Annotated in this window: 14 protein-coding genes; 5 read left to right on the top strand and 9 right to left on the bottom strand. The window is 36.5% G+C overall.

What is annotated here, in order from left to right:
• The first annotated feature begins 232 nt into the window (after window positions 1-232).
• Together NBX03_RS11555 and NBX03_RS11550 are read left to right on the top strand one after the other, a co-directional pair.
• Window positions 233-1,063: a MerR family transcriptional regulator gene (locus NBX03_RS11555; protein WP_250227929.1), complete on the top strand. Its 831-nt coding sequence runs from the start codon at window positions 233-235 to the stop codon at window positions 1,061-1,063.
• A gap of 181 nt (window positions 1,064-1,244) precedes the next feature.
• Window positions 1,245-1,658: a VOC family protein gene (locus NBX03_RS11550; RefSeq protein WP_250227928.1), complete on the top strand. Its 414-nt coding sequence runs from the start codon at window positions 1,245-1,247 to the stop codon at window positions 1,656-1,658.
• A 54-nt stretch (window positions 1,659-1,712) separates the two neighbouring features.
• Here the strand turns inward: NBX03_RS11550 and NBX03_RS11545 are convergent, their stop codons facing one another.
• From NBX03_RS11545 to abc-f, 8 genes are all read right to left on the bottom strand, one after another.
• Window positions 1,713-2,150 (bottom strand): metal-dependent transcriptional regulator, encoded by a 438-nt coding sequence (locus NBX03_RS11545; RefSeq protein ID WP_250227927.1) that lies wholly within the window; start codon window positions 2,148-2,150, stop codon window positions 1,713-1,715.
• 470 nt (window positions 2,151-2,620) lie between these two features.
• Window positions 2,621-3,055, bottom strand: a complete 435-nt coding sequence (sufU, locus tag NBX03_RS11540) for a Fe-S cluster assembly sulfur transfer protein SufU (protein ID WP_250227926.1) — start codon at window positions 3,053-3,055, stop codon at window positions 2,621-2,623.
• Window positions 3,045-4,274: a cysteine desulfurase gene (locus NBX03_RS11535; RefSeq protein ID WP_408628565.1), complete on the bottom strand. Its 1,230-nt coding sequence runs from the start codon at window positions 4,272-4,274 to the stop codon at window positions 3,045-3,047. The genes sufU and NBX03_RS11535 overlap by 11 nt, the downstream gene beginning before the upstream one ends.
• A complete protein-coding gene (sufD, locus tag NBX03_RS11530) occupies window positions 4,264-5,358 on the bottom strand; it encodes a Fe-S cluster assembly protein SufD (RefSeq protein ID WP_250227924.1) in 1,095 nt (364 codons plus the stop codon). The genes NBX03_RS11535 and sufD overlap by 11 nt, the downstream gene beginning before the upstream one ends.
• Before the next feature lie 11 nt (window positions 5,359-5,369).
• Entirely contained in the window at window positions 5,370-6,776 is a 1,407-nt protein-coding gene (gene sufB / locus NBX03_RS11525; protein WP_250227923.1) for a Fe-S cluster assembly protein SufB, read from the bottom strand.
• Between the two features lie 7 nt (window positions 6,777-6,783).
• Entirely contained in the window at window positions 6,784-7,524 is a 741-nt protein-coding gene (gene sufC, locus NBX03_RS11520; RefSeq protein ID WP_250227922.1) for a Fe-S cluster assembly ATPase SufC, read from the bottom strand.
• An 887-nt stretch (window positions 7,525-8,411) separates the two neighbouring features.
• Window positions 8,412-9,008, bottom strand: coding sequence for a nitroreductase family protein (locus NBX03_RS11515; protein ID WP_250227921.1), 597 nt, complete (start codon window positions 9,006-9,008; stop codon window positions 8,412-8,414).
• A 170-nt stretch (window positions 9,009-9,178) separates the two neighbouring features.
• A complete protein-coding gene (gene abc-f / locus NBX03_RS11510; protein WP_250227920.1) occupies window positions 9,179-11,068 on the bottom strand; it encodes a ribosomal protection-like ABC-F family protein in 1,890 nt (629 codons plus the stop codon).
• A gap of 686 nt (window positions 11,069-11,754) precedes the next feature.
• Between abc-f and NBX03_RS11505 the strand changes: the two genes are divergently transcribed.
• A complete protein-coding gene (locus NBX03_RS11505; RefSeq protein ID WP_250227919.1) occupies window positions 11,755-12,420 on the top strand; it encodes a redox-sensing transcriptional repressor Rex in 666 nt (221 codons plus the stop codon).
• Window positions 12,421-12,596: 176 nt separating this feature from the next.
• On the top strand, window positions 12,597-14,144 hold the full coding sequence (locus tag NBX03_RS11500) for a DUF445 family protein (protein ID WP_250227918.1): 1,548 nt from the start codon (window positions 12,597-12,599) through the stop codon (window positions 14,142-14,144).
• A 41-nt stretch (window positions 14,145-14,185) separates the two neighbouring features.
• Here NBX03_RS11500 and NBX03_RS11495 read toward each other — a convergent pair whose 3' ends face one another.
• Window positions 14,186-15,754 carry a hypothetical protein gene (locus tag NBX03_RS11495; protein WP_250227917.1) on the bottom strand — a complete coding sequence of 523 codons (1,569 nt, stop codon included), beginning with the start codon at window positions 15,752-15,754 and terminating at the stop codon, window positions 14,186-14,188.
• Between the two features lie 129 nt (window positions 15,755-15,883).
• On the opposite strand from NBX03_RS11495, the gene NBX03_RS11490 reads away from it, so the two are divergent.
• Complete coding sequence (locus NBX03_RS11490; RefSeq protein ID WP_250227916.1) at window positions 15,884-16,576, top strand: YjjG family noncanonical pyrimidine nucleotidase; 693 nt, start codon at window positions 15,884-15,886, stop codon at window positions 16,574-16,576.
• Window positions 16,577-16,819: the final 243 nt, after the last annotated feature.

Below are 16,819 nucleotides of genomic sequence, written 5' to 3'. Positions count from 1 at the left end.
AGAAAGTATAGTAAAATAATTTGATTGCAGTAACAAAAACCGTATATTTGAAGGGCTTCATATAGGCGCTTTTATTATATGAAGCCGTTTATGAAAAACAGGTTTTTGTTTCTGCCTTAAAGCTATTTTACAATAAACTTAGCTTTTTAAAGTTTATTGCTATACTTGACTGAATTAGATAACTATGCCATTATAAAGTATAGAGTAACCCGAATGTCAAGAGGTATATAATATGTCTGAAAAAAATATTCAGTATTTTACAACAAAAGAATTTGCGGATATCTGCGGCGTAACAAAGCATACATTGTTTCATTATGATGAAATAGGCATACTGAAGCCGGAAATCAAAGGGAAAAACGGCTATCGCTACTATTCCATAAACCAGTTTTTCACCTATGATTTAATTGCTGTATTAAAAGAAGCGGGAAGCTCCTTAGGCGAAATAAGGGAGTATCTTGCAAATCGAAACGCTTCTTATTTTCTTTCCATATTAAAGGAAAAGGATAAAAGCCTTGCAGAAGAAATGGGAAAAATAAAAAGAATGAGAAAAATGCTCCAAAACACCATTCATATAACCGAAAGAGCATTAAAAGCAGAGTACGGCGCCATTTATACAGAAGAATGCAACGAAGAATATTACATCGCCGCAAAGGTAGAGCCTGGTGACAGCGATAAGGAAACAATGGAGAAAATGAAAGAGCATTTTGATTATTGCAAGGCTATAGATGTGTTCGGCGAATTTCCCATTGGGGCTATCTTAAAAAAGGAAAATATCAAAAAGGGATTTTATTCAAACCTCGATTATTACAGCAGCAGGATAAGTAAAAAGGTTGAAAGCGAGAGGCTCTATATAAAGCCGAAAGGCCTTTACGCCGTTATGATTCATAAGGGTGATTATAACAGGCTTAAAGAAACCTATGAAAAGCTTATAAACTATATAGAAGAAAATGAGATGGAAATTATAGGAGATTCCTATGAGCAGGATATGATTTCTTATTTGTCGGCAAAAGACCCTGAGGAATATGTAATTAAGGTGTCTATTCATGTGGGCTTATTAAATTAAGCACCTAAAAATCAATATATAGTAAATTTATCATGAAGAAGCAGCAAAAGTCTATTCCCTTAAGGCCCAAAAACACGGATTTCCTTCGGAAACGGTACATTTTTGAGCCTTCGTGAATATACGGATTTGCTACAATTTAACTTTAAATTTACTATAATTTACATTTATAAGGAGGATTAAAATGAATCAGAATGAAAATAACAAACCTAATTTTCCCATCGGACTTGATGCTGCAGTGTTGGACTGCAAGGATCCTTCTGCATTGGCGGATTTTTATGTCAATCTTTTAGGTTGGAAGAAAAATTACAGTGACGAAGCGGAATGGGCGGATATTATTTCTCCCACAGGCGGCACAAAAATTGCCTTTCAAAAAAATGATCTTTATATTCCTCCCATATGGCCTGAGGAGGAAGGAGCCCAGCAGCAGATGACCCATCTTGATTTTGCCGTAAGAGGCAAAGAGGAAATGGAGCGTGCCGTAAGCCATGCCCTTTCCTGCGGAGCAAAGATGGCGGAAAAACAGTACGGCGGGGATAAATGGATTACAATGACAGACCCTGCCGGGCACCCTTTTTGCTTTGTGCTTTGGCCGTAAAAAGACAAGGAATAAAAGGCTTTAACACCTTTTATTCCTTGTCTTTTTATAATGCTAATTTATTGCTATACTTTCTGTCTTTTTATCAAGCAAATGACATTTACCTGAGCAGGCTTTCCTTTCGGATTTATAATCGATGAACCTGCATATGGAACAAAGAGTTTCATTGCTGATAACATGCTCTATAGAGCATGAGTCTACCTCTGCTGTTTCAGGGTCTACCTTGAGTACTTCCGTAAGAAAATACTTTACGATTGCGAATTTGTCTAAAAGCACAAGAGCCTGCCATTTGCCGTCGTCTGTAAGGTGGACAAGCCTGTTTTCGTCCCTTCTGATATAGCCCATGTCTTCAAGGCCCTTCATGGCAACGCATACGCTTGCCTTTGTATGGCCTAGGTTTATAGCGATATCAGATATCCTTGCGCCGCTGCCTTTATCCAGTTCATATACGGCTTTAATATAGTGCTGTCTTGAAGTGGTAAGCTTTTTCAAAGTTATATACCTCCAAGCATTTAAAATAAACTTTAATAATGCCAAAAAATTTACAGTAAGAATTCCATGGTTTAAGGAGTTTTTCAAAAGATTTTACTTCTTTTATTTTAGTAAATTTCATATAAAGAAAGAGCAAAAGCCTATTCACTAAAAATTTAAAAACACGGGTTTCCTTCGAACACAGTATATTTTTAGTTCACGTGAATAGGGGGCTTTGTTATTGTTTAACTTTAAATTTACTGTATAGTCAATTTGTTTTTATACCAAAGATAATATTCGGCTTTTGAGGGCTAAAATAAGAGAAAAGCAATAAGAATTTTTCTTCGCAAAATACCATAAAAGTAAAATGCCGTAAACGGTATTTTAATCTAGCCAGGATTTTTTCCTGTTCCGTTTTACAATACTACTATTTTATATTTATTAAAATATAGTATAAAATTCAAAATAATAGGTTCTTATATTATAATAAATTATTCTTCAAGCTTATTTATGCCTTCTTCCAATGTATGCCACGCAAGCACGGCGCATTTTACCCTGGCAGGCATATTGGAAATATTTTTTAAGGCTACGGCTTCTCCCAATTCCTCAAGGGCCGATTCTTCTGTTACTTCGCGCTTAATCATTTTTAGAAAAAGCGCTATAAGATGCTTTGCTTCCTCTAATGTACGGCCCCTTAAAAGCTCCGACATAATAGAAGCGGAAGCCTGAGATATGGCACAGCCTATGCCTGTAAAGGCAAGGTCATCTATTTTTCCCTCTGAGGTTTTAAAGGCGATTTTAAGTTCATCTCCGCAGTTTGGATTAACGCCCTCAAGAACCATATCAGGAGAAGACAGTTCTCTCTTATTGGCTTTTGAATTACTGTGTTCTGCGATAACTTCTGTATAAATATCATCAAGATTCAATTCTAAGCCACCTCCTTACATTTTTAAGGCTTTCCGAAAGAATATCGATGTCCTCTTCTGTATTATAAAAGCTTAAACTTAAACGGCAGGAAGCATTGATACCCAGATATTTCATTAAAGGGTGGGCGCAGTGATGGCCTGAACGTATGGCTATGCCATCGGCGTCAAGTATCGATGAAACATCGTGAGGGTGAACGTCTTTTACGTTAAATGCAATGACGCCTGAACGGTTTTCGGAAGACTTTGAGCCTAATATTTCTATATGGGGGTTTTCCAGAAGTTTTTCCAGGGCATATGCCGTAAGTTTGCTTTCTATAGAGCTTATGTTTTCAAAGCCTATAGAATTCATATAATCTATGGCAGCGGAAAGGCCTACAGCTCCTTCCACATTTTGCGTACCCCCTTCAAATTTTTGGGGTACAGGGGCAAATGTTGTGCTCTGTTCAAAAACATACTCTATCATATCCCCGCCGAAAAGGAAGGGAGGTGTTTTTTCAAGAAGGCTTTCCTTTCCGTAAAGAACCCCGATACCCATAGGAGCATACATTTTGTGGCCTGAAAAAACAGCAAAATCAATATCCATCTTTTGAACGTCGATTTTCATATGGGGAATGCTCTGGGCCATGTCAAGGATTACTATGGCACCTTTAGAATGGGCTTTCTCCACTATTTTTTCTATAGGGTTTATGACTCCCAGTACGTTTGAAACATGGGCTATGGAAATAATTTTTGTTTTTTCAGTGATTTTATTTTCTATTTCTGCTAAGGGAATTTCCCCATTTTCATCTATATAAAGATAGTGAAGCTTAGCGCCTTTTATGCTTGCCACCTGCTGCCATGGAACGAGATTACTGTGATGCTCCGCTATGGAGATTAGGATTTCATCATCCTTTTCAATAAAGTTCATTCCGTAGCTTAAAGCAAGAAGGTTTAGGGCTTCCGTAGCGCTTTTGGTAAATACGATTTCCGAATCCTTTGCGGCATTTATAAATTCTTTAACTTTTGTACGAGTGTTTTCGTAGGCCTCTGTTGATTTTATGCTTAAAGAATATGCCCCTCTGTGAGGATTGGCATTGGTTTTTCTGTAATAATCATCAATTGCATTGAGAACCTGAATCGGCTTTTGAGTGGTAGCGGCGTTATCAAGATATACAAGCCTTTTAGCATTTGATTTTTCACTTAATATAGGAAAGTCTTTTATATAGGGATTATTCATAATCCAATTTCCCCCTTACATAAGAAGAAAGGGTCTCTTTCAGACTGTCTAATGTAATTTTTTCAATCACAGGAGCAAAGGACGCTTCTACCATGATTTTTCTTGCATCCTTTTCGCTTAATCCCCTTGTCATAAGATAAAAAAGCATATTTTCATCAAGCTTGCCCGTGCTTGCGGCGTGGGCGCCTTCAACATCTGCTTCTCCGCATAAAAGCAAAGGCGTAGAGATATTTTTAATATTGGGGCTTAAAAGAATGGTATGTTCTTCTTCGCTGCCCTTGGAGCCTGATGCGCCGCTTATAAAATCAATGGTTCCTCTGAAAACCTTTCTTGTTCTGTCTTTCAGAACGCCTCTTGAATGAATTTCACTTTCGGAATTTTTGCCGTAATGGGTGATACGGTAGTTCATATCAAGCTCCCTGTCTTTATCGCCAAGGTAAATTGTACTAAGCTCACCCCGGCTTTTCTCGCCTAAAAGGTCAATGGAACAGCTTCCTACAGCTTCCTTTCCACCAAGCTCTGAAAGGATGATTTCTATATTTCCCTTTTCTTCACAATGCCCCAGTACATGGTCTGAGTGTATGTCATTATCCTTAAGCATCTGAATCTTTATAAGTTTAATATCTGCTTCTTTTTCGGCATAAACCCTTGTGATGCCGTTATGGAAGAAGGGCTTATTTCCAGAGGCCTTATATATTATAATTACTGTTGCACAGCTATCTTTTTCCGCAAGAATAAAAGTATCGTCAACCAAAGTAGGGTAGCTGTCGTTAAGCTCATAGGATAAAATCAGAGGTTCTTCCGATTTAAAGTTTTCCGGGATACGGATAAAGTATCCGCTGTTTCTATTTTCCTTTGTAAAGTCCAGAAGCTCTTTTTTTACCGTTGATACAGGCATTCCCTCGTTTAAATGGGGGTCATACTGCTCCACCGGCTGAAGCTCTATTCCTTCCGGAAGCTTTTCCACAGGATTTTTCAAATAGCTTGATATAAAAGGAATATTTCCCTTTATGGTTGCGGAATTTACTTTCAGCCAACTCCAGGTTTTAACGGGTATTTCATTTATATTTGTAAATGCTTGATTCATAAGAAACCTCCTTAGCCAATGCTTCCTTCAAGCTCTATTGAAATTAAATTATTCATTTCCACCGCATATTCCAAAGGAAGCTCTTTTGTAATCGGCTCAACAAATCCGCGGACGATCATAGCCTTCGCTTCTTCTTCCGAAAGCCCTCTCGTCATCAAATAAAATATGGCTTCTTCGGAAATACGGCCTATTTTTGCTTCATGGCCCATATCCACTTCGTCGTTTCTTATATCCATAACGGGAAGAGTGTCGGAGCGGGATATAGAATCCATCATAAGAGACTCACAGCTTACGGTGGATTTTACATTGTGAGCTTCCGGCATAACATTGACGGAGCTTCTATATATAGCTACTCCGCCGTCTTTTGAAATAGAACGGGAGCTTATGGTTGAGGAAGTATTAGGGGCCGCATGAATAACCTTCGTTCCAGTATCGAGAACTTGCCCTTTAGAGGCAAAGCTTACCCCTGTAAATTCTGTTTTCGCTCCTTCGCCTTTCAGAACACTGGAAGGATAAAGCATGGTTATATGAGAGCCGAAGGTACCTGATACCCATTCCATGCGGGCGTTTTTGCCCACTTCGGCTATTTTTGTATTCAGATTCATCATGTTTTTGGACCAGTTTTCTATGGTGGAATATCTTAAAGTGGCTTCGTCTTTTACGTAAAGCTCCACGGCGCCTGCATGAAGGTTTATGGTGTTATATTTAGGGGCAGAACAGCCTTCTATAAAATGAAGCTTTGCACCTTTGTCAACAATAATAAGGGTATGCTCAAATTGCCCTGCGCCGGGAGAATTAAACCTGAAATAAGACTGGAGAGGGATTTTCACATCAATTCCCTGGGGAACGTATACGAAGGAACCGCCGGACCATACAGCCCCGTGAAGGGCCACGAACTTATGAGACGTAGGGGGAAGGAGCTTCATAAAATATTCCTTTATCATGGGCTCATATTCCCTTACGGCAGTTTCCATATCTGTATAGATGACTCCCTGCTTTGTAAGCTCTTCTTTTATGCTGTGGTAAACCACCTCTGAATCATACTGGGCGCCTACGCCTGCAAGAGACTTTTTCTCTGCCTCTGGAATTCCAAGGCGCTCAAAGGTAGCCTTAATGTCCTCGGGAACCTCGTCCCAGTTTCCTTTCATAGAGGTTTTAGGGCTAACGTAGGTTATGATATTATCCATATTAAGCTCATGAAGGGAAGGACCCCATTTAGGCATGAGCGTATGATTATAAACCTCAAGGGATTTAAGCCTTATATCAAGCATCCATTCAGGTTCGTTTTTAATTGAAGATATTTCTCTTACGATTTCCTTCGTAAGACCTTTTTTAATTTTAAAGCTCTCGGTATCGGAATTTTTTAAATCCAGAAGCTCTCTATCTATATCCTCTACAAAGGTCTTTTTCTTTTCCATTATCCAATCACCTCTCTAAGGACACATAGCCGGATTCATTAATTTTATCGATTAATTCTATTCCGCCGGTTTTAACGATTTTTCCGTCCATGAGTATATGAACAAAGTCTGCATGGAGCTGATCAAGAATTTTCGTATTGTGGGTAATTATAATGATAGCGTTATTTTCATTCTTAAATTTGTTTACGCCGGAAGAAACAATTTTAACGGCATCTACGTCAAGGCCGGAATCGGTTTCATCCAAGATTGCAAGTTTAGGATTCAGCATAAGCATTTGAAAAATTTCGCTTTTCTTTCTTTCGCCGCCGGAAAAACCTAAATTCACATAGCGGGAAGCATAGCTTTCATCCATTTCAAGCTCTTTCATTTTTGCTATCGTTTCCTTATGGAAGGCAAAGGCCTTCACATTTTCACCGGTTATTGCAATACGGGCAGTTCTTAAGAAATTCTCCATAGTAACCCCGGGGATTTCCTCAGGGTTTTGAAAAGACAGAAAAAGGCCCTTCTTGGCTCTTTCGTTAGGTTTTTCTTCGGTTATATCTTCTCCTTCAAAGGTAATACTGCCTTCGGAAACCTCATAGCCCGGGTGACCCATAATAATATTGGCCAAAGTGGATTTTCCGGCTCCGTTAGGGCCCATAATGACGTGAACCTCACCGATATTAACCGTAAGATTAAGTCCTTTTAATATTTCCCTATCCTCCACAAAGGCATGAAGATCATCTATTTTAAGCAGCGGATTTGACATTTAAGCACCTCTTTCAATATATCTTTATTATTTTTAAATTACTGATTTTAAATTACTGAGATAAATTAATTTGCTATAGAATAATTTAAAGTATCATCACTTCCTTTACAAAGTATTTTAGTTATAATCTTGCGTTAAGCTAACAAATATATGAAAAATAAAAACCATAAGGCATTTTAATTTATACGAAAGGCACTTGAAAATAATACAAGCATAAGCTTGTAAACTCTTGTCAAGTGCGTATTTGTTTATGATTATAGTACTAAACTTAAAAACTTTTTTAGTTTATTTGCTTTAATAGTATTGTTTTAAGTTTCTGAATCATAAAGCATAAATGCCTTAGATTTTATGCTGAAAAATAAAATAAATAATATCAATTTAATTCTATTGTTAGTATACTCTAACTGAAAAATAATGTCAAGTAAGATGTAACTAACTATATTGGTTATAATTCTTAATATTAAATTAAGATTCAGTCCAATAAAATTTAGATTTATTTTACAAATTTAAACCGTCACTTTCTTAGCAAACAGGGTATATTTGAATCACAGCTGCCCTTTTTCTAAGGCCTTTTATATTAACAAAAGAAGTTATGTAAAATTAGCCTCATAACTTTAATACAGCCAGCTATCAGAAGAAGGTATAGCATTTTAAAGTAATTCCTGTATCTTGTTTAAAGCGCAAAAGGCCTTAATAGTAAATTTCATATAAAGAAGCAGCAAAAGCCTATTCCCTTAAGGCTCAAAAACACGGATTTCCTTCGGAAACGGTACATTTTTGAGCCTTCGTGAATATACGGCTTTGCTGCTGTTTAACTTTAAATTTACTATAAACATAAAGAAGCTGCTGCAAAGTTTATTTGCAACAGCTTCTTTATGTATTTTATCTTATTTATAAACTTTAAGTCTTTCTTCTATGGGAGCAAATTCCTTGGGGCCGGGCTCTGCAGTAGGCTCACCGAAAGGCATTTGGGCGATAAGCTTCCATGTTTTCGGAACATCCCATTTTTTTGAAACTTCATCATCTATGAGGGGATTATAATGCTGTAAAGAAGCGCCGAGGCCTTCATTTTTAAGGGCGCACCATATGGCATGCTGAAGCATTCCGTTGGCGTGCTGTGCCCAAACAGGGAAATTGTCTTTATATGCTGCGAACTTTTCCGCAAGGCCGTTTGTAATTTCAGTATCATCAAAATATAATATTGTACCGTGGCCTGCTGCAAAGGAATTAATCTTTTCTTCTGTAGGGACAAACTTTTCGGCAGGAACTATTTTTCTAAGAGCTTCCATTACGATGTCCCAGAGGGCCTTATGGTTTTCATTCAGAAGCAGAAGGACTTTTCCGCTTTGCATATTAAAAGCAGAAGGCACATGCTTTACGCAGTGCTTGACTATTTCCTCAATTCTCTCGTCGGATACAGGAGATTTATCACTAATAGCATAGCAGGTTCGTCTGTCTTCAAGTGATTGTAAAAAATCTTTCATTCATAAACAGCTCCTTTCGGTTTTATAGTAAAATCGTAACTATATCAAATAAACTAAAAGAAATAACAAAAGTGTAAAACAAAATAAGATATTAAAAACAGGCCCTTTGATATTCTCTATATTTATTTAATACAATTATATCACCCAAAAGTAGCGATATCAACTATTCTTTAAGAATTATTAGCATTATCTAACTTTTCGTATAACTCAAGTAAAATTTCTTCATTTTCTTCTATTTCTTTATACAATTTTGCTGATTTTTCATAATCTGTGTTTACGCTGTCCTTTTCAAGCTCTTGATTCAGTTTATCAATATGGGTTTCTGTTTCTTCGATTTTTCTGGTAAGGGTTTTAATCAGGTTTTTAAGCTTTCTGTCTCTTGCATCGGCTTCCTTTTTCTCTATCCAATCCTTTTTTGCGTCTGTAATCATCTGGGGTGCATTTTCAGAAGAAAAAATCTCCGCTTTCTTTTCAAGATAATAGTCATAATTACCAAGATAAGAGGTCGTAAAATGCTTATTAAGTTCTATAACCCTATCGGCACAGGCATTGATGAAATATCTGTCATGAGATATGAAAAAGAGGGTCCCGTCATAGCCTTTCAGGGCATCTTCAAGAATTTCCTTTGAGAACATATCCAAATGATTTGTAGGCTCGTCGAGAAGCAGGAAATTTGCACCGGAAAGCATTATTTTCGTAAGGGAGACACGGCCCTTTTCACCGCCGGAAAGGGCGGATATTTTTTTGAATACATCATCTCCTGTGAAAACAAAGGCGGCGAGGACATTTCTGATTTCTCCCATTGTAAGCTTGGGGTAGGCATCTGAAATTTCTTCTATTATGGTTTTATTTTCATCTAAGGAAAGCTGGCCTTGGTCATAGTATCCGGCAATGACATTCCGTCCTTTTTTTATGGAGCCGGAGTTTTGAGAAATCTCTTCCATAATTATTCTGAATAATGTTGTTTTGCCTACGCCGTTAGGACCTATCAAAGCAATTTTCTCGCCCTTTTTTATTTCAAAAGAGGCATTTTCAAATATAAGCTTATTCCCAAAGCTTTTAGAAAGGTCTTGAACGGATAAAACATCATTTCCGCTTTGAATTTTAGGGCTTAGGTCTATTCTTATGGTATCGGGCAAGTCTTCCGGCCTGTCGACCCTTTCAATTTTATCCAATAATTTCTGCTTGCTTTCGGCCCGCTTAATGGATTTTTCTCTATTGAAGGAGCGGAGGAGCTTAATGGATTCCTCCTGCTTTTTAATTATTTTCTGCTGGTCTATATATCTTTTAAGCTGGCTTTGGCGTATAAGCTCCTTTTCCTTTGCATAAAAAGAATAATTGCCCTTATACATAAAGCCGTGGGTATTTTCTATTTCAAATACCTTTCCCACGATACGGTTTAAGAAATATCTGTCATGGGAAACGACGATAAGAGCCTTTTCATAAGCCCTTAAAAAGTCCTCAAGCCATTTTACCGACTCTATATCCAGATGGTTTGTAGGCTCGTCCAGAAGGAGCAAATCAGGCTCGCTTAAAAGAAGCTTGCCAAGGGCTACCTGAGTTTTCTGGCCGCCGGAGAGTTTTTCTATTTTTAAGCTTCCGAAACGGTCAAAAGCAAGACCGTTTATAATTCCTCTTATTTTTGATTTGTATTTATATCCGTCCATCTGCTCGAAAATAAAATTCTTTTTGTCGTAAACACTCATAATATCTTCAAGCTCTTTGCCTTTTAAAGAGGGCATTCTTGCCGTAAGGGCCATGAGCTCTTTTTCAAGGGCGATAAGCTCCGTAAATACGGAAGTAAGCTCCTCCTCAACAGTGTTTTCAGGATTCATTTCAAAAAGCTGGGACATATAGCCCATTTTTGCGCCGTTTCTAATATAAATCTCACCGCTGTCCGCCACCATTTCACCGGTAATAATTCTCAAAAGGGTAGTTTTACCGGCACCATTAACGCCTACGATGGCCATTTTATCATTATCTTCAAGATGAAAGCTGATATTATCTAAGACTACGTCTGTAACAAAAGCTTTTGATACATTTTTACATGAGAGAACCATATTTCCTCCGATTATATTCAATCAGCTTGATTTAAGCTGAAAATTAAATTAATTATAGTAAAACAAAGCAGTCATAAAGACTATTCTCTATGATTTGAAAACACGGCTTTTCTTAGGAAACACTACATTTTTTGCAGCATTTATTCATTTGTTTTATTATTCATTTGCACTGATAAAAATAATAACAAATTTTATTAAACTTAAGGCTTATAGTCGATTTGTTTTTATACCGCTGTAAGTATTTGGCTTTAGAGAGCATAAAATATGAGAAAAACAAATTGACAATGCTGCTATTTCATTTAAATTCAATCACACTATACATAATAACAGAAAAACCGAGTCTAATAAAGGGATTGTTAATTTATCATAAAAGATTGACAAAAATTTATTGAAAAATTATACTATACAGTATAGGAGAATGCTATTACTCAATTTTCTATAAATATTAATTTAATTTGCAATAGCGAATAGTATGAAGATTTTTAAAACTCCTATTATTTCAAGTACGTTCCAAGGCATGTTTGCAGGCCTAAGAACTATGTATTTCTGGTTCAAAGCAATAAAATTTTAAGTATGAAAAATAAAGATCTTAGCTTTTTATACATGAAATTTTATTTTTATTCTATAAAATACCGCTTTGGCAGTTTATAAATATGCTATAGGCAGGTATTATCGGGAGGAAAAAAATGGACAATTCAAAATCGGTATCTCTTGCAGTTATTAAAAGGCTCCCGAGGTACTACAGATATTTGGGAGATTTACTTGATAATGGAATTACGCGGATTTCTTCAAAGGAACTTTCTAATAAAATGAATATAACCGCATCTCAAATCAGGCAGGACCTTAATAATTTCGGCTGCTTCGGCCAGCAGGGCTATGGGTATAATGTGGAGCTTTTGTATAATGAAATCAAGAAGATACTTGGTCTTGACAAGGAATATTCCATAGTGATAATAGGGGCCGGAAATATAGGCCAGGCCTTGGCCAATTACGTTAATTTTGAAAGACGGGGCTTTTATTTCAAAGCGCTTTTTGACATTAATCCAAAGCTTATCGGCATGACCATAAGGGGCATTGAAGTAAGAGATGTTGATACTCTTCCTGATTATCTTAAAAATAATCCTATAGACATAGCTGTTTTGGCGCTCCCCAAGGCGAATGCAAAAGAGGTTGCCGCAATCGTCACCAATTCGGGGGTAAAGGGAATTTGGAATTTTTCCCATATTGATTTAGATAAAAAAGCAGGTGTTAAATTTGAAAATGTTCATTTAACAGACAGCCTTATGACTTTATCGTATAAATTAAATGAGGATGAAATTATAGAACGCTTTAATGTTCTGCCCAAAAGATAAAATTATAAAAAGGGCAAAGCAGGGAAATCCTTGCTTTGCCTTTTTTAATTTAGAGTAAAAATGGAATACTATATTTAAGATTTATGGATTGTAAATAAACTTGAAAAGTCCCCAGTTTATTTACGATAGACTGAAGGAAAACGAATCCGGCTTAAAAATAAAAAATGGTTTTTAAGTTGAATCACTTACCTAAGAGAGGAAGATTTAAAATAGAACTTAGTTTATTAGTGACCCCTGCCATATGCGGGGTCGTAGGATATTTTACGAATTTAATCGCAATAAAAATGCTTTTTCTTCCGCGATATGAAAAAAGAATCATGGGAATGAAAGTTCCTTTTACTCCGGGGCTTCTGCCTAAATCCAAAAGCCGTATGGCCCATTCTGTGGGAGAAACCGTCGGCGGGTATCTTTTAACGGAAAGCGCCATAAAAGAAGCTGTTATCAACTCAGGGGTAGAAAATATTATAAACGACTTTTTAGATAAGACCTATAAAGAGCTTTCGGAAAGCGATAAGCATATTTCTGATTATTTAGCGGGCTATTTAGAGAGTAATACTGAAGCAGTAGAATCAATGAAAGAAAAATTTATACTTTCTATAAAAAGCTATATTTTAGAAAATAAGAAAGCCGTTATAAAAGGACTCTATGAAGAAATAAAGGGCAAGCTTATTTCCATGGATGCAGAAAAATATTATTTGCTTCTGGAAGGTTTTGTTTCGGATAAGGTTTTCGAAAAATATAAAGATATTGCATCAAAAGGCGGATTTTCTCCTTTGATTGATGATATGGCTAAGGATTTTTTATTGAAGATTTCAGGGGAAACAAAAAATATAAAGGAATATATCCCTGAGGAGCTTCAAGAGGAAATTAAGAACAGCCTTCTGAATTATATGCCGAAAGCCGGAATTTACATTGCCCAAAAATTAAATAGCGATATAGAGCTTAATGAAAGGCTTATGGAGCTTGTAAAAACGGTTATAAATGACAGCGTAGGCTCTCTGATAGGCTCTTTGGTATACAGGAAGGTCTATGAAAGCATTAAGGATAGCACAATAGAATATATTTCCGATGCGGAAAAGCTCATAGGGCTTTATGAAAAAGCAGAAGGTTATTTAGAAGAAATATTAAATAAGCCCCTGGGAGAATTTATTAAAAATATAGATGAAAATATGATTTGTAAAATTTTATCTAAAGGCGAAAGCTTATTCTTAAATGAAAATAATGTTCAGAAGCTTATATCTCTTATTTCAGATAAATTCAGAAGGAAAATATCTCCAGAAGATAAATCTCTTTATGATATTATTGAAATTTTCTGCAGTGATTTTGAAGAAAAGGCTCTTGAGCTCCTTTCCGAAATTTGGGATAGAGAGATAGAGCCTAAAACATATGAAATGCTTAATAAATTGTCGGACAAGCTCATAAGAGACTTTATGAACCTTGAAATAGGCAGCCTAATGAAAGGGCTGGGGTATGAAAGGTATCATAATATAAAAGTATTTATAATGAATCATAAGGATAATTTAATTGAAAAGGCGGCTTCATTCGTATCTGAAAAATTAAATGTAAGGCATATGGTTGAAGAAAAGATAAACGAGATGGATGTAAGAACTATAGAGAAAATCGTAATAGATGTAGCTAGAAAAGAGCTTAATTATATAACGTATATGGGCGGAGTCTTAGGCTTTATAATAGGTCTTGTACCTGAAATCATAAAACTGCTCTAGTTAAAAAAAGCGGCCAAAAGGCCGCTTTTTGATATTTCTTATTAGTGATGGTCATGCCCGCAATCACAGTCATGGTGGTGATGGTCATGCCCGCAGTTACAGTCGTGGTCGTGATGGTCATGTCCGCAGTTACAGTCGTGGTCGTGGTGATGATGGTCGTGTCCGCAGCCACAGTCATGATGATGGTGGCTATGCTCACCGTCTTCTTCCTCCAGCTCTTTCAGGAAGCCTGTTTCTTCAAATATTGTTCCGGCCATATCAAGAGCAAGAAGCCTTTCTTCAAAGCTGTCTGTGTTTTCAAAGGCGTATACCATATATTCATAAAATTCATTTACTGTAAAGGGAGACGGAATGGCGTCAAGGAATATCTGTCTTATTATTTTTTGGATTTTCGGAGGAAGGTTTTGGGTCATTTCCTTCATATATTCCACAAAAGAGTTTAAGGTATCTTTTATGAGACTCTCTTCTGCCGCAGGGGAAGAAGGGGAGCGTTTCACGGAAAACACAGCGTCTGACAGCATCTCATAATATATTTCTGTTTCAAGCCTCTGTATTTTTGCAAGTTCCAGCATGTCTTCGCTTAATTCATTTAAATCTTCTGCTCTTAGAGAAAGAAAGCCGTTCTTTTCCTGAGCTATGATTTCATCTACTACAATTATAGTAGCTTCTTCAAGGTCGTGATATATATTTTCTTCGTAAAGGGCAAAGTCTTCGGTGTTTATATTTTTAGAAACAGTATAGTAGATGTCCTTATAAATAAGATTTTCTTCCGTAATATATTCAAAATTCGTAGTGAAGGTAGTTAAAATAAGCAGGTAGTTTATGCTCTCATAGAGCATGCCTGCATAGGAAGAAATTTCTTCTATAAGCTCCATGTTCTCTTCCAAAGAATCTGCTTGCCTTAAAACTTCATCATGGGAAAGGTCGTCGAAATTTATTTTAAGGTATTCATCAAGCTCATTTTTTACCGATGGGAAATACTTCCCGTAAAAATCAAAGCCTGCCGGGAAAAACCTAAGTTTAAAAAGGCTGATAATATCTTTAAGGTATTCCTCGTCGGAGCCTTCTGCAAGGGCGTAGATGCCTTTTGAAACATAATCATAATACCTGTTTCTGGCCATTTTTAAAGGAAAGCACCTCATAAGGGATGCGATGTCATAAGGGGCAGTATCGGTATGCTGCTCTCTTGTGACAAAGGAAATGGCATCTTTATAGAAATTATTCAGATTAATTTTTACTTCCTTTTCGCTTCTAATAAGATGAAGCTTATGATAACGAAGAAAAATTTCAGAAATAATATTATTAAGCGAATGATAGCAGTAGATGGATTCCCCTATGGAAATAATATCTTCCTTAAGCCCCTTAAACTCCTTAATGGCCTCTGTTCTTTCTTCCATTTTTAAATCAAGAAGGTCAGGAAGGTTTTTAAGATGGTGTACGATTCTTTTTCTGATTACAATTAAATCCTCAGGCAATTCTTCTTCAAAAGGAACGCTTTCGTGGCAGAGCCTTACAGCGTTATCCAAAAGCATTAAAAAGCTTGCTTTCAGCTTCAGCTTAATATGATTGATATATTTTAATTTCAGTTCGGCTTCATTGTATCCAGACATATAGCACCTCGATTATATATTTGTTTTCATTCTTAGGGAATTTCCAATATAGTTATTTTAAGTTTAATTGTGTATAATATATAATTATATATTTTTACTAAAACGATTGCAAGGAGAAGGAGAAAACAAATGGCTTACGAAATTATATTACTAGACGCCGACGATACTCTTTATGACTTTGGCAAAGCTATGGAAAAAGCGCTTGAAAAGCTTTTTAATTATTACGGTATAGGGTATACTGCTGAAAATGTAAATGTTTATAAAAAGCATAACCGCCTATCGTGGGATATGTTTGAAAGGGGAGAAATCGATAAGGAAAGGCTAAGTACGATCCGTTTTGAGCTTTTTCTGAATGAAATGGGCCTGAACCACCTTTCTATAACAGAAGTAAATGACAGGTATATTTCATTTCTGGGAGAAGGTACTTATCTTATTGACGGGGCTGAAGAAGTATGCAAAAGCCTTAGCTTTGAAAGAACTTTGGTTATAGCAACAAACGGCTTTGAAAAAAGCCAGATGGCGCGGTTTTCCAATTCTTCCATATATCCGTATATCGATTATGTCGCTATATCGGAAAAGATAGGCTACCCAAAGCCGGACGGCAGGTTTTTTGATTATGCTTTAAATATCTGCGGCTGCACCGATAAAAGCAAGGTCATTATGATAGGAGACTCTTTAAATGCAGATATAAAAGGGGGTATCAATTACGGCATAGATACCTGCTGGTACAATCCGCATAACACAGAGCTTCCGGAAGGCATTCGGCCTACATATATTATTTCTGATTTAAAAGAGATACTTGATATAGTAGGCGCACTGTAAAAAGTTCCTTATCAATTTACCTTAACCTTATTTTATACCTTATCCGGCTGTGTTTATACAGCCGAAATAAAAGTAAATTGGCTCTATATTCGGGATAATTTAAAAATGCGGCGTTTCCAAAGGAAAGCCGTATTTTTAAATTGTGGGGAATCGTTTTTGTAGTGCTTTGTTTTTGTTTTACGATAAAACAAAATTCACCATATTGTATAGACATAGTAAAATAGATTTTTGTTACTGTCTTAA

Origin of the sequence: Anaeropeptidivorans aminofermentans (assembly GCF_940670685.1) — a bacterium.
Classification (GTDB): domain Bacteria; phylum Bacillota; class Clostridia; order Lachnospirales; family UBA5962; genus Anaeropeptidivorans; species Anaeropeptidivorans aminofermentans.
Note: the sequence above shows the minus strand (reverse complement) of the source record. Positions and strands in the feature narration are given on the sequence as shown.

Coding starts and splice junctions, on each gene's coding strand:
- NBX03_RS11555 (WP_250227929.1), top strand. CDS start 233: ATGTCTGAAAAAAATATTCAGTATTTTACAACAAAAGAATTTGCGGAT.
- NBX03_RS11550 (WP_250227928.1), top strand. CDS start 1,245: ATGAATCAGAATGAAAATAACAAACCTAATTTTCCCATCGGACTTGAT.
- sufD (WP_250227924.1), bottom strand. CDS start 5,358: ATGAATCAAGCATTTACAAATATAAATGAAATACCCGTTAAAACCTGG.
- sufB (WP_250227923.1), bottom strand. CDS start 6,776: ATGGAAAAGAAAAAGACCTTTGTAGAGGATATAGATAGAGAGCTTCTG.
- sufC (WP_250227922.1), bottom strand. CDS start 7,524: ATGTCAAATCCGCTGCTTAAAATAGATGATCTTCATGCCTTTGTGGAG.
- NBX03_RS11515 (WP_250227921.1), bottom strand. CDS start 9,008: ATGAAAGATTTTTTACAATCACTTGAAGACAGACGAACCTGCTATGCT.
- abc-f (WP_250227920.1), bottom strand. CDS start 11,068: ATGGTTCTCTCATGTAAAAATGTATCAAAAGCTTTTGTTACAGACGTA.
- NBX03_RS11505 (WP_250227919.1), top strand. CDS start 11,755: ATGGACAATTCAAAATCGGTATCTCTTGCAGTTATTAAAAGGCTCCCG.
- NBX03_RS11495 (WP_250227917.1), bottom strand. CDS start 15,754: ATGTCTGGATACAATGAAGCCGAACTGAAATTAAAATATATCAATCAT.
- NBX03_RS11490 (WP_250227916.1), top strand. CDS start 15,884: ATGGCTTACGAAATTATATTACTAGACGCCGACGATACTCTTTATGAC.